This window comes from Humibacillus xanthopallidus, assembly GCF_044793955.1.
Taxonomy (GTDB): Bacteria; Actinomycetota; Actinomycetes; order Actinomycetales; family Dermatophilaceae; genus Humibacillus; species Humibacillus xanthopallidus_C.
In genome coordinates this window covers 861,863-874,740 of sequence record NZ_CP084995.1, presented here as the reverse complement: position 1 = coordinate 874,740, position 12,878 = coordinate 861,863, and the positions used below count along the sequence as shown (strand labels likewise).

Below are 12,878 nucleotides of genomic sequence, written 5' to 3'. Positions count from 1 at the left end.
CCCCCGGCGCGACCCCAGCAATCCTTTCCCGCCGGCTGTGCCGACGTCCCCCCTGACACCCCCCGGCGCCAGTTCAACGTGCCCCGAGGGATCAGTCCCTCGGGTGCGAGGCCATCCCGGCCCGCAGCGCCGACTTCCACGACGTGATGTCGGGACGCCTGCGCAGCAGGGCGCGACGCTCACGCTCGGTCATCCCGCCCCATACCCCGAACTCGGTGCGGTTGTCGAGCGCTTCTGCCAGGCACTGCGCGAGCACCGGACAGGTCTTGCACACCGCCTTCGCGTCGTGCTGGGCCTTGCCCCGGACGAACAACGCGTCCGGGTCCTGGCTGGAGCACCGAGCCTGGCTCGCCCACTCCTGCGTCCACTCCTCCGTGACCGCGGCAATACTCATGACACAACCCCTCCCCGCCCGGGCCTCCCACGACTCCGAGCCGACTGAGACCGTCCCACCGGTCTCGGCGTGGGCCTCCCCCGTTGGCCCAAATCAGACATTACGAGCGCAGGGCCGGGCCCGACATAGGCTCTATGGACCATTTAGTGAGACGGGTGACTAGTCACCTGATACGTCTCGATGGCCCCGATGTGCGGGAGACGCCGGTCGTGGTGTAGTACACGACCCCGTCGGATGAGGCTGACACGGTCTCAGCAGTTACCCTTGGCGCATGTCTTCACGCACCACGTCGCTCGGTGGCGTCATCAGCCTGCTCGGGGCCTTCCTGGCCTCAGCCCTCGTGCTCGGGCTGCTCGCCGCCGGTCTCGTCATGCCCGCCGTGGGCGCCACCGGCGCGCTGGCCCGCAGCGGCGTGGACGTCTTCAACGAGCTGCCGAGCGAGTTCTCCACCGACCCGCTGGCCCAGACCTCGCAGATCCTGGCCTCCGACGGCACGGTCATCGCGACGCCGCAGGAGCAGAACCGCACCATCGTGCCGCTCGCCAAGATCGCCCCGATCATGCGCGAGGCCCAGGTCGCGATCGAGGACCACCGCTTCTACGAGCACGGCGGCATCGACCTGCAGGGCACGATCCGCGCAGTCGTCTCCAACCTGCGCAACGGCTCGTCGGTAGGCGCCTCGTCGCTGACGCAGCAGTACGTCAAGATCTCGCTGCAGTACTCCGCGCTCAGCGCCGGCAACGAGGAGGCTGCCGCCGACGCGATCAAGAAGGACTACATGCGCAAGCTCAAGGAGCTGAAGTATGCGATCACTCTTGAGAAGAAGCTGTCCAAGGACGAGATCCTCGAGGGCTACCTCAACCTCGTCTACTACGGCGACCGGGCCTACGGCGTCGAGGCCGCGGCGAAGCACTACTTCAGCGTGCCGGCCGCCAAGCTCAGCCTCTCGCAGGCGGCGCTGCTCGCCGGCCTGACGCAGAACCCCGGCACGACCGACCCGGTCAACTTCCCCGAGAAGGCCGTCGCGCGACGCAACGTCGTGCTCGACCGCATGCACGAGCTCGGCAAGATCACCGACAAGCAGTGGACCGACGCCAAGAAGCGCACGCTCAAGCAGGACATGAAGGTCACCAACCCCAAGAGCACGTGCCTCGCCTCGCCCTACCCCTACTGGTGCGACTTCGTCATCAACTACGCGATGACGATGCCCCAGCTCGGCAAGACGGTCGAGGAGCGCAAGCGCACGCTCTACCGCGGCGGCATCACCATCACGACGACGCTCGACCCCCGCGTCCAGCGCATCGCCCAGTCCGCGATCAACAAGAAGGTGCCGATCGGCAACGACGAGCGCATCGGCGCGGCGTCCTACACGGCCGACCCCAACACCGGCAAGGTGCTCGCCTTCGCCCAGAACACGCGCTACACCGTCGACAAGGAGTCGCGCGGCAAGACCGGCATCGGCTGGGCCCTCGACAAGAAGTACGGCGGCTCCGGTGGATTCCAGTTCGGGTCGACGGCCAAGGCCTTCGCCCTGGTCACCGCCATGGAGTCGGGCATGAACGTCAACTCCAGCGTCGACGCGCAGGGGGCCGGCGGCAACCAGCAGGCCACCTACACCCCGAAGACGTGGCCCGGCGGCATCGCCAACTGCGGTCCTGGCAGCGAGTGGAAGGTCTTCAACGACAGCCCCTTCGCCGGCGGCCGGATCACGCTGAAGGAGGCGACGGCCAAGTCGACCAACACCGCCTTCATCGCCCTCGCCGAGCAGCTCGGCGGCTGCAAGGTGCGCGACACGATGACGCGCCTCGGGCTGCACCAGTCCAACGGCCAGGAGATCGGCAAGTACGCCCCGCAGTACATCCTCGGAGCCTCCGACGTCTCGCCGCAGGGCGTGGCCCACGCCTACGGCGTGCTCGCCGCTGACGGCAAGAAGTGCCCGATGGTCGTCGTCACGAAGATCACCAAGGACGGCAAGAACGTCGCGCTGCCGAAGACGAAATGCGAGCAGGCCGTCGAGGCGGACGTGGCCCGCGCGACCGACAAGTTCCTCGAGTACAACATGACCAACGGCTCGGGCATCCGCAACCAGCTCTCGGGCGGTGACCGTCAGTCGGCCGGCAAGACCGGCACGGCCAACAACAACAACGAGTCGTGGTTCGTCGGCTACACGCCGCAGCTCGTGACCGCCGTCTGGGTCGGCACCCCCTACGACCCGATCACCCGCGTCATGAAGAACGTCCGCGTCGGCGGCCAGTTCTACCCCGTCATGCACGGCGCCTCGATCGCTGCCCCGATCTGGAAGCAGATCATGAACGGCGCGCTCGAGGACGCCCCCATGGCGAGGTTCAAGGAGCCTGCGGAGAAGTACCTCAAGGGTGACACGGACAACCAGACCGTGACGCCCGGCCAGCTGCCCGCCGTCGTCGGCAAGACCGTCCCCGAGGCCGAGGCGCTCCTGCAGGCAGCCGGCTTCCAGACCCGCATCGGCGGCACGATGAGCTCGCAGGTCGAGGCGGGCCGGGTCGCGGGCATCTCGCCCTACCAGAACCCCCAGCCCGGCAGCATGATCACGATCTACACCTCCCGCGGCGGAGGGGTGAGCCGTCAGAGCACGACTCCCCAGCGCACGCAGACGCCCGTCGTGCAGCCCACCGTCTACACGCCACCCGCGCCGGGCAACCCCGGCACCCCGGGCAAACCGACGAAGCCGACCAAGCCGCCGAAGCCTCGCTGACCCAACGCCCACTGACAAAGGGCCGACGCTCCTCGCGTCGGCCCTTCGTCATGTCCCGCCGACAGGCGCCGATCCCGTATGCCGTCCGGCCGGCGCAGCCGCCCCGCCCTGCTCCCAGCGTGGGGCCGGCCCACACCCCTCAGCCAGCAAGGACCCTGCGCACGACAGCAGCGACCCGGCCACCCTCGGCGCGCCCAGCCACGGCGGCATTGGCAGCCTTCATCGCGAGGCCCATCTGCGGCATACCGGAGGCTCCTGAGGACGCCACCGCGTCACGGACGATGCCCTCGAGCTCCTCGTCGGAGAGCTGCTTGGGGAGGTAGCCCTCGAGGACGGCGAGCTCGGCCTCCTCCTTGGCTGCCAGCTCGGCGCGCCCGGCGCCGGCGTAGGCCGTGGCGGCCTCGCGCCGCTTCTTGGCCTCCTTGGTGAGCACCTTGAGCACGTCGTCGTCGGTGAGGTCGCGGTGCTCGGTGCCGGCGACCTCCTCGGTGGTGACGGCGGTCAGGGCCATGCGCAGCGTGCTGGCGCCGACCTGGTCACGTGCGCGCATCGCGGTGGTGAGGTCGGCCTGCAGCTGCTCCTTGAGGGTGCTCATGGGGCCAGTCTCTCAGGCAGGGCGGCCACCTCTCGCGCGGATTCTCGGCGGCGCGGGGGGCAGTGCGAGGATGAGGCCCATGCGTGCCGTGACCAAGACCGTGCTCGGCCTCGGCGTGACCGGGGTGGGCGTGCTCGGATGGGCCTCCCTCATCGAGCGGAATGCCTTCGTGCTCCGGCGTTTCGAGGTGCCGGTCCTGCCCGAGGGCGCGGCGCCGCTGCGGGTGCTGCACTTGTCGGACCTGCACCTGCTGCCCCGCCAGCGCGCCAAGGCCGCCTGGGTCAAGAGCCTCGGCTCGCTCGACGCCGACCTCGTCATCAACACGGGCGACAACATCGCGGGCCCGCACTCGGTGCCGGCGCTGCTCGACTCCTTCGAGTGGCTGCTCGACCTGCCGGGCGTCTTCGTCTTCGGCTCCAACGACTACTTCGCCCCCAAGCTCAAGAACCCGCTGAAGTACCTCACCAAGGACCACGCCAGGGCGGTCGGCTCGACGCCGCGGCTGCCCACCGGTGAGCTCGTGCACGCCTTCACGTCGGCGGGCTGGGTCGACCTGACCAACCGTCGCGACACCCTCGAGGTGCGCGGGCTGCGGCTCGACTTCGTCGGGGTCGACGACCCGCACCTTGGCTACGACCGCGTCGACCTCGTGCGCGGCGCCGCGTCGCCGGACGCCGACCTGACGATCGGCGTGACGCACGCTCCCTACCAGCGGGTCCTCGACGCGTATGCCGCCGACGGGGCCTCGCTCATCGTCGCGGGGCACACGCACGGCGGGCAGATCTGTGTGCCGGGCTACGGCGCCCTCGTGACGAACTGCGACCTCGACACGCGGCGGGCCAAGGGCCTCTCCCGCTGGTGGCCGGGAGCCGGCCACACCCCCTCGTCGCAGGCCCCGGACGGTGCCGCGTGGCTCGAGGTCTCGGCTGGCCTCGGCACCTCCCCCACGGCGCCGGTCCGACTTGCCTGCCGGCCGGAGGCGACCCTGCTGACCCTCGTCGCCCGCGCCTGACGCAGCCCTGCGGACGTCCTCTCGAGGTCGATTCGGAGATGCACGGGGGGCTGCGCTAGCATCTCTGCTTGCTGCCTCCAGTGAGTCACCGAGGGCAGATGCAACACCGGGGTGTGGCGCAGCTTGGTAGCGCGCTTCGTTCGGGACGAAGAGGTCGCAGGTTCAAATCCTGTCACCCCGACCACTGTCTCAAGGGCTCTGACGTGCGGAGACGCCGTCAGGGCCCTTTGTGCTGCCCAGGTGGGCTTCATCCCCGCGGGGTGATGCCGAGGCCGCGAGCCGTCCCTAGCGTTGGCCAGAGAACAACGGCCCGTGAGGAGGACGAGTGACCACCACACCACCCGAGGGCACTGACCCGGAGACGTCTGGCAACCGGCGCCTGATGGTGCTTCTCGCCATGGCGATGTTCGTGCTCGTGGTCGACACGTCCCTGATGAACGTGTCGATCTCGGCCGTCATCGAGGACCTCGACACCACGGCAAGCGGAGTGCAGTCAGCCATCGCCCTCGAGGCCCTCGTGTCAGCGGCCTTCATCCTCATCAACAGCAAGGTCGGCGACCTCATCGGTCGCAGGCGGGCCTACGTCCTCGGTCTGCTGGCGTATGCGGTCGGCGCCCTGGCGATGACGCTGGCGCAGAGCCTGACGGCGATCGTCATCTTCTGGGCGATCATCGGCGGGCTCGGTGCGTCGCTGCTGCTGCCGGCCATGCAGTCCCTCATCCACGGCAACTTCTCCGGCAAGGCGCAGCGGCAGGCCTACGCCATGATCGGCGCAGCGGCTGCCATCGCGGCAGCCCTGGGTCCGCTGATCGGCGGCTTCGTCACGACCTTCCTCTCGTGGCGCGTCGGCTTCGCGCTCGAGGTCGTCATCATCGCCGTCGTGCTCAGCCAGATCCGGCTCGTCAAGGATGTGCCCTACACGGGCTCTCGCGCCATCGACAAGGTCGGCGCGGTCCTGTCGGTCCTGGGCATGGGTGGCGTCGTGCTCGGCATCCTCGTGTGGCAGGAGGGCGGCGAGTTCGTCGTCCTGCTCCTGGCCGTCGGCGCCGTTGCGCTCTTCTCCCTCGCCCGCTGGCTCCTGCGGCGCAAGCGCGAGGAGCGCGTGACCCTGCTCGACCCGGACCTCTTCCGCAAGCCCAACTTCACGGCCGGCATCTCGGGCCAGATGATGCAGCAGGTGGCCCTCGGCGGCTCGATGATCGTCCTGCCGCTCTTCCTCCAGATGACGCTGGAATACAACGCCATGCAGGCCGGCCTGTCACTGGCTCCGCTGTCACTGACCATGTTCGCGACGGCCCTGGTCGCCGGCAAGAAGTCCGGGAGCCGTCGGCCGGCAGCCCTCATCCGAGCCGGCTTCCTGCTCGCGGCCGTCGGGATCCTCATCATCATCCCGATCGTCCCTCGGGTGGACAGCGGCTGGTACCTCGTGATCCCCCTGATCATCACGGGCTGCGGTCTGGGTCTGCTCGTCAGCCAGCTCAACAACTACGCCCTGGCTCCGATCGAGGAGGAGCGGATCAGCGAGGCCGCGGGGGTGAACTCGGCAGCCGGCTCGTTCGGGCTGTCCTTCGGGCTCGCCATGGCCGGCGGCCTCATGCTCGCCGCCCTGTCCTTCAGCTTCACGAACCTGACGGCGAGCAACCCGGCGATCCCCCCGGCGCAGCAGCAGCAGATCGCGGTGGCCCTGCAGGACGACGCCGAGGTCATGAGCAACACCGCCCTGGCCGAGCAGATCACCGGCCAGCCGGCCGAGGTCGAGGCTGCGGTCCTGGAGGTCAACGACCAGGCCCGTGACCGCTCCCTCCAGGTCGCCCTGCTCATCCCCCTCCTGGCGACCCTGCTCGGCGTGGGCATCGCCTTCCGGATGCTCCGACTCCCTGACATCAAGCCGTCGAGCGCGGTCGAGGGGCTGGGTGCAGGCTGAGCAAGCCAGCCGCGGCCGCGCAGTGGAGCCAAACGCCCGCACGCGGGGTCCGGCGCGGACGACACTGAACGCATGTCCGACCACCCCTCCGACCACCCCGATGGCCACGAGCCGACGGCTCCCCAGCCGGCTCCGATGCCGGCGCCGACCCGGCTCGACCTTGCGACGCCCGGCCTGCCGGTCTTCCTCTCCACCGAGCACTGGAGCCTCCTCGGCACCCGCTCGCTGACGTGGAGCGAGGTGATGAGCCGCATCACGATCCACCTGACGGTTCTGTCGGCGTTCCTCGTCGTGCTCGCCCTGACGGCGCAGGCGACCGACTTCGGCGCCCCCTTCCGCGTCATGGCGATCGGCTTCGCCTCGGCCGCGCTCATCATGGGCACGCTGACGGCGATCCGGGTCAACACTGCGAGCCAGGAGGACGCCGACCTCATCCGTGCGATGAACCGCCTCCGCCACGCCTACGTCGACCTGGCGCCGGAGCTCGCGCCCTACCTGACGGCGTCGATCCACGACGACGAGGCCGGCCTCATGCACACCTACGCCCTCGGGCGACCGCGCAACGTCGTGCTGCACATCGTGGGCAGCACGTCGATCTTCCTCATGGTCGTCAACGCGCTCGTCGCAGGCACGCTCGGCGCCCTCATCGCGAGCGCCGCCGGTGCCGGCGCCGCCGTCGTCAGCGTGGTGGGTGCCGTGCTGGCCGTCGCCTACGGCCTCAGCCACCTCCTGATCGTCAGGAGCATGTTTCGCGGCCAAGAGCCCGACGAGCGCTTCCCCACGCGCGGGGGCGCGTGAGCCGAGGAGGTATGCCGTCCGGCTGGGCCGCGTCGTCCGCTCAGTCGGCCGCGTGGGCCGTCGCGCGCACCGACTCGGCCACCACGTCGACGAGCTGACCGGTCCGCTCGAACATCCGCCGCTGCCGGATCGCGCCGTTGCCCTCGTCGCGCAGCCGGGCGAGGCCGTCCTGCACGGCCGCGACGTCGCCGACGGCCTCGAGCGCCGGCGTGATGTGCTCCACGAGGGCACCGACGACCTCCCAGCAGGGCTTCGGCCGCCCGGTGACGGGGTCGAGCAGCTGGCCCGAGAGGCCCTCGCGGGCGGCCTGCCACGTCGCGAGCCGCAGCATCGCCGTCGGCACGTCGGGCGCCTCGATGCCCGCAGCCCACTCCTGCGCCGCGGTCTCGACGAGCCCGCGGCAGATCGCGGCGATCACGATGGCCTCCTCGACGGTGAAGCACACGTCGGCGGCGCGGATCTCGACCGTCGGGTAGTGCTGGGCGAGACGGGCGTCGAAGTAGACCATGCCCTCGTCGAGGATGACCGAGGTCAGCACCATCTCGCGGACCAGCCGGTGGTAGGCCTCGGGTGAGCCGAAGCGGTCGGTCGGCCCCCAGGACGGCCAGCGCACGAGCGACTGGGTGCGATAGCTCGCAAACCCGGTGTCCTCGCCGTCCCAGAAGGGCGAGTTGGCGCTGAGCGCGAGGAGCACCGGCATCCAGATGCGGATCCGGTCGAGGACGGCCACCCCCTCCTCGTCGCTCTCGACCGACACATGCACGTGGCACCCGCACGTGAGGTGCTCGCGCGCGGTGCGCTGGTATCGGTCCTCGATCCACGCATACCGCGTCGACTTCGCCGGGATGGGGCGCACGGGCAACGGCGACGTGCCGAGCGCGGCGACGCTCGAGCCGCTCGCGCGCGCGGCGGCGAAGGCCTCGCGGCGCCAGCGCAGCACCTCGACCCGAAGCGTCTCGAGGTCGGCGGCGGGCGCCGTGTGCGTCTCGATCTGCTGCTGCTGGAACTCCCCCTCGACGGCGCCGTGCACCCCCAGCCCCGCGACGGGTGGCGGTTGTCCCTCCGCTCTCACGAGCAGCTGGCCGGAGACCGAGCGCGGCCGCCCGTTCCTCACGTCGACGAGGAGCATCTCCTCCTCCACTCCGATGGTCCGGGCCACGACGCGCTCCTCTCGGGGGACGTATGCCGCCGGACCGGGTGGTGATCCGGCGGACCGGAGCGAGCCCGGCGGCATACGCCGTCTGTGGTGTGTCCTGCCGCGGAGGCGACGGTCACGGGCATGCGCAAGGGTGTGCTGGGGTTGCTTGCCACGGCACGTACCCATCCCCCACGGATCGTGCACCTGCTCGCCCGCGCTCGACCCGTCGGGAATGAATGCTGCTCCGGGCTGTTGCACCCGAGTATCGCCGGGCGCCGCCGACCGTGCCAGCGCGAGCCTGCCGAGACCCCAGGAGCAACGTGTCCACCTCGACCACCGTGGGACTGCGGTCCGAACGCGGCCCCATCCTGCTCGCGCTGATGCTCACCACCGCTCTCATCGCGCTCGACGCGACGATTCTCGCGACGGCCGTCCCGTCCATCGTCGATGACCTGGGCGGTCTGACGGAGTTCCCGTGGCTCTTCTCGGTCTACCTGCTCGCGCAGGCGGTGTCGGTGCCGGTCTATGCCAAGCTCGCCGACACCGTGGGGCGCAAGCCCGTGATCCTCTTCGGCATCGGGCTCTTCCTCATCGGTTCCATCCTCTGCGGATTCGCTTGGAGCATGGGCTCGCTCATCGCCATGCGGGCCCTTCAAGGTCTGGGCGCCGGAGCCGTGCTGCCGCTGACGACGACGATCGCCGGTGACATCTACACCGTCGCCGAGCGCGCCAAGACGCAGGGCTACATCGCGAGCGTGTGGGCGGTCTCGTCCGTGGTCGGCCCGACGCTGGGCGGCGTCTTCTCGCAGTTCACCTCGTGGCGCTGGATCTTCTTCATCAACATCCCCTTCTGCCTGCTCGCGGGCGGCATGCTGTGGCGCAACTACGACGAGTCGATCGAGCGGCGCAAGCACCACATCGACTACGCCGGGGCGATCGTCCTCACGGTCTCGCTGACCCTGCTCATCCTCGCGGTGCTCGAGGGCGGTCAGGCCTGGGCCTGGGGGTCGTGGCAGAGCGTCGGCTGCTTCGTCGTAGGCGGCGTGCTCCTGGTCGTCTTCGGCCTCATCGAGCGGCGTGCCGCCGAGCCGATCCTGCCGCTCGAGGTCTTCTCGCGGCGGCTCATCGTCGCGACCTGCCTCATCTCGATCGGCGTCGGCGCGGTGCTCGTCGGCCTCACCTCCTACGTGCCGACCTTCCTCGAGCGGTCGACGGGGGTCACCCCGATCGTCGCCGGGCTCGCCGTCGCCGCCCTGACGATCGGCTGGCCCATCTCGGCGGCACAGTCGGGACGGCTCTACCTGCGCATCGGCTTCCGGCCGACGGCGCTCATCGGCCTCGTCGTCGCCGCCCTCGGTGCCTTTGCCCTGTGGCTGGGCTCGGCGACCCCCAACGTCTGGATCACGGCCGGCTCGGCCTTCGTCGTCGGCCTCGGCCTCGGTCTCGTCGCCACCCCGACGCTCATCGCCGCCCAGGCCTCCGTGCCGTGGAGCGAGCGGGCGGTCGTCACCGGCACCAACATGTTCATGCGCTCGGTCGGGTCGGCCGTCGGGGTCGCCATCTTCGGTGCCGTCGCCAACGCGATCATCGCCGACCGCGGCGGACCCGAGTCCGCCGCCGCCGTGCAGGCCGGCTCGACCGCCGTCTTCCTCGCCGTGCTCATCGCCTCCGTGATCACGATCCTCGCGGGCCTGCTCATGCCCGCCGTGCGGGCCGAGGGCCTCGAGCACGAGGCCGCCATGGCGGCCGACGCCGAGGTGGCCGACGCCGCCCGCGCCGCCGTCGCAGCCGACGCGACCGGACGCGCGACCACCTGAGCCAGCCGGACGGCATACCGGCTGGCTGCGGGACCGACCCTGCGGCGCTGGGTACGTCGAGGAGGTCACCAACCCCCGACGACCACGACGAAGGAGAGCGCCATGAGCCATGACGACGACACCCGCAAGGTGGCCGAGCTCATCAAGGACATCCGGGTGGCGATGCTCACCCACACCGACTCGACCGGCCGGCTCGTCAGCCACCCGATGGCGACGCAGGAGGTCGAGTTCGACGGCGACGTGCTCTTCATCGCCGAGCGCGACAGCCACAAGTGCCAGGACATCGCCGCGCAGTCGCCGGCCAAGGTCAACGTCTCCTTCAGCTCCGGCAGCTCGTGGGTCTCGTTGTCGGGCACGGCCGAGATCGTCGACGACCGCGCCAAGCTCGAGGAGCTGTGGAACACCTTCACCGACGCGTGGATGGAGGGCGGGCCGGAGAACCCCAACAACGTGCTCATCAAGGTGGGCGCCGACTCCGCCGAGTTCTGGGACACCCCGGGCTCCAAGGCAACCCAGGTGCTCAACCTCGTCAAGGCCAAGGTCACGGGTGAGCGCCTCGACGACGGGGACCTCGTCGACAACAAGGTCGTCGACCTCTGATCTGCACCTGACGATCCACAGGCTCGACACGCCGGTATGCCGTTGGGTCGCCTTGTCGCGCAAGGTGGCCCAACGGCATACGACCTCTAGAGCCCGGCAGCACGTAACCTTGTCGGGTGCCCGGCCAAAGCCGCCGGGCCTGACCTCGGAGGATCACATGGCCGTCATCGTCGTCACCACCAACGAGCTCCCCGGCTACCGGGTGGACACCGTGCTGGGCGAGGTGACCGGCCTGACGGTGCGGGCCCGCAACATCGGCGCGCAGCTCGGCGCCGGCATGAAGTCGGTCTTCGGCGGCGAGCTCAAGGGCCTGACGAAGCAGCTGCAGCAGACTCGTGACGAGGCCATGGCGCGGCTCGTCGAGGCCACGGAGGCCAAGGGCGGCAACGCCGTGCTCTGCATGCGCTTCGACGGCAGCGAGGTGGGCAACGGCTACCAGGAGGTCGTGGCCTACGGCACCGCCGTCGTGGTCAGCCCGCTCTGACGGCGCCCGGCGCTTCGCCGGGGCCTCGCGAATCGCCCTGTCAGTCAAGGGCGCTCACAACACGTGCGTCACGAGGTGTGCGTCTCGACCCCAGTCAGGACGCGCCCTTGACGAGGCGCATGACGGCCCGCTCGAGGGCGTCGCGGTCACGCACGCGCACGAGGTCTCCGGCCCGCAGCCGCTCGCGGTCGGCCTTCGTCATCTTCCGCAGGCTGGGGGCGATGGTGCGCCCGACGGCGTACTCGTCGAGCACGCGCGGGTCCACATAGGAGCGACGCGCCACGGCTGGGGTGTTGCCGAGGTGCTCTGCGACGACCTTCATGGCGTCCTTCTCGGCGCGCTTGACCTCACGCTCCGTCTCGGCGGGACCCGTCTGGGCGAGGGACACCGCGGCGGTGACGGTGGCCGCCCAGGTGCGCAGGTCCTTGACGGTGAACTCCTCGCCGACGATCTCCTTGAACGCGACGTTGAGGTCGCTCGAGCGCAGCTCGTGCCACCCGAGCTTGTCGCGGTAGGCGAGCAGCCGCTCCCCCGGATAGCTGGAGCGCTTGAGCGACAGCACGATGCGGGCGAGCAGCTGGTCACTCATGACCGCCTCGCGCAACTGCCCTGACTTGGCAGGGAACTCGAAGCTGATGTCTTCGCCGCTGACCGCGACGTGGCTGCGCAACAGGGTCGCGACGCCATGCGAGCCGTGCTCGCTCTCGTACTCCTCACCGCCACTGCGGAAGAGGCCGGCGTCGAGCATCCGCAGCCCGGCCGCCGTGACCCTCCGTCGCGAGAAGCCGCTCTCGCGCAGCTCGGACGCCACGTGCTTGCGCGCGGCGGGCAGTCGCTTGGCGAGCTGGAGCACGCGGTCGTGCTTCTCGCGCCCGCGGGCCTCGTGCCAGGCGTCGTGGTAGAGGTACTGCCGCCGACCGGCGTCGTCGGTGCCGACGGCCTGGATGTGCCCGTTGCGATAGGGGCTGATCCAGACGTCCTGCCACGCAGGCGGGATGACAAGCGCCTTGACGCGCTCGCGGTCCTCAGGGACGACAGCGGAGCCGTCGGCCCCGACGTAGCCAAAGCCCTTGCCCCGACGCACGCGTCGGATGCCGGGCCCGTCGATGTCGCTCCGTCGCAGTCTCACGCCACACACGTACCCCGAACGCGCTTGCGGGTTGACGCGGGCTGGCTGACGGGAGAGGCGGGCCCTACTCCTCCGAGTGGTCCGGCCCGTCCGGGTCGCTCACCGGCACCATCTCGGGCACGAAGATCTCCTCCTGCCCGGGCGGCAGGGGCGGGTCGGGGGTGACGGGAGGAAAGACCGTGCCGTCGTCCTGCAGGTGTGACTCATAGGTGCTCATAGCGTTGTTGCCCATCCCCCCGAGCGGGGTCTCTTG

12 protein-coding genes and 1 tRNA gene are annotated in these 12,878 nt (G+C 70.1%); 8 read left to right on the top strand and 5 right to left on the bottom strand.

All coding sequences use genetic code 11. The annotated features are described in order from the left end of the window. Window positions 1–91 precede the first annotated feature (91 nt). Entirely contained in the window at window positions 92–394 is a 303-nt protein-coding gene (locus LG278_RS04030; protein WP_404391175.1) for a WhiB family transcriptional regulator, read from the bottom strand. A gap of 271 nt (window positions 395–665) precedes the next feature. Between LG278_RS04030 and LG278_RS04025 the strand changes: the two genes are divergently transcribed. After that, on the top strand, window positions 666–3,128 hold the full coding sequence (locus LG278_RS04025) for a transglycosylase domain-containing protein (RefSeq protein ID WP_404391173.1): 2,463 nt from the start codon (window positions 666–668) through the stop codon (window positions 3,126–3,128). A 139-nt stretch (window positions 3,129–3,267) separates the two neighbouring features. Here LG278_RS04025 and LG278_RS04020 read toward each other — a convergent pair whose 3' ends face one another. Next, a complete protein-coding gene (locus tag LG278_RS04020; RefSeq protein WP_404391171.1) occupies window positions 3,268–3,723 on the bottom strand; it encodes a GatB/YqeY domain-containing protein in 456 nt (151 codons plus the stop codon). A 79-nt stretch (window positions 3,724–3,802) separates the two neighbouring features. On the opposite strand from LG278_RS04020, the gene LG278_RS04015 reads away from it, so the two are divergent. The 4 genes from LG278_RS04015 to LG278_RS04000 all read left to right on the top strand — a co-directional run bounded on the left by LG278_RS04015 (window position 3,803) and on the right by LG278_RS04000 (window position 7,457). Then, on the top strand, window positions 3,803–4,735 hold the full coding sequence (locus tag LG278_RS04015) for a metallophosphoesterase (protein WP_404391169.1): 933 nt from the start codon (window positions 3,803–3,805) through the stop codon (window positions 4,733–4,735). A 107-nt stretch (window positions 4,736–4,842) separates the two neighbouring features. Further along, window positions 4,843–4,919, top strand: a tRNA-Pro gene (locus LG278_RS04010). A 198-nt stretch (window positions 4,920–5,117) separates the two neighbouring features. Further along, window positions 5,118–6,659 (top strand): MFS transporter, encoded by a 1,542-nt coding sequence (locus tag LG278_RS04005; RefSeq protein WP_404393526.1) that lies wholly within the window; start codon window positions 5,118–5,120, stop codon window positions 6,657–6,659. A 72-nt stretch (window positions 6,660–6,731) separates the two neighbouring features. Next, complete coding sequence (locus LG278_RS04000; RefSeq protein WP_404391167.1) at window positions 6,732–7,457, top strand: hypothetical protein; 726 nt, start codon at window positions 6,732–6,734, stop codon at window positions 7,455–7,457. Between the two features lie 40 nt (window positions 7,458–7,497). Here the strand turns inward: LG278_RS04000 and LG278_RS03995 are convergent, their stop codons facing one another. Further along, window positions 7,498–8,616: a glutamate--cysteine ligase gene (locus LG278_RS03995; protein ID WP_404391165.1), complete on the bottom strand. Its 1,119-nt coding sequence runs from the start codon at window positions 8,614–8,616 to the stop codon at window positions 7,498–7,500. Between the two features lie 359 nt (window positions 8,617–8,975). Between LG278_RS03995 and LG278_RS03990 the strand changes: the two genes are divergently transcribed. From LG278_RS03990 to LG278_RS03980, 3 genes are all read left to right on the top strand, one after another. Continuing rightward, window positions 8,976–10,412: an MDR family MFS transporter gene (locus tag LG278_RS03990; protein ID WP_404393524.1), complete on the top strand. Its 1,437-nt coding sequence runs from the start codon at window positions 8,976–8,978 to the stop codon at window positions 10,410–10,412. Window positions 10,413–10,514: 102 nt separating this feature from the next. Then, complete coding sequence (locus LG278_RS03985; RefSeq protein WP_404391163.1) at window positions 10,515–11,012, top strand: pyridoxamine 5'-phosphate oxidase family protein; 498 nt, start codon at window positions 10,515–10,517, stop codon at window positions 11,010–11,012. A 157-nt stretch (window positions 11,013–11,169) separates the two neighbouring features. Further along, the gene (locus tag LG278_RS03980; protein WP_404391161.1) at window positions 11,170–11,496 is read left to right on the top strand and encodes a YbjQ family protein; all 327 of its coding nucleotides are present in this window, start codon (window positions 11,170–11,172) and stop codon (window positions 11,494–11,496) included. 94 nt (window positions 11,497–11,590) lie between these two features. On the opposite strand, the gene LG278_RS03975 is transcribed toward LG278_RS03980, so the two are convergent. Next, window positions 11,591–12,625 carry a DNA topoisomerase IB gene (locus LG278_RS03975; protein WP_404391159.1) on the bottom strand — a complete coding sequence of 345 codons (1,035 nt, stop codon included), beginning with the start codon at window positions 12,623–12,625 and terminating at the stop codon, window positions 11,591–11,593. A gap of 64 nt (window positions 12,626–12,689) precedes the next feature. Continuing rightward, window positions 12,690–12,857: a hypothetical protein gene (locus LG278_RS03970; RefSeq protein WP_404391157.1), complete on the bottom strand. Its 168-nt coding sequence runs from the start codon at window positions 12,855–12,857 to the stop codon at window positions 12,690–12,692. Window positions 12,858–12,878 lie beyond the last annotated feature (21 nt).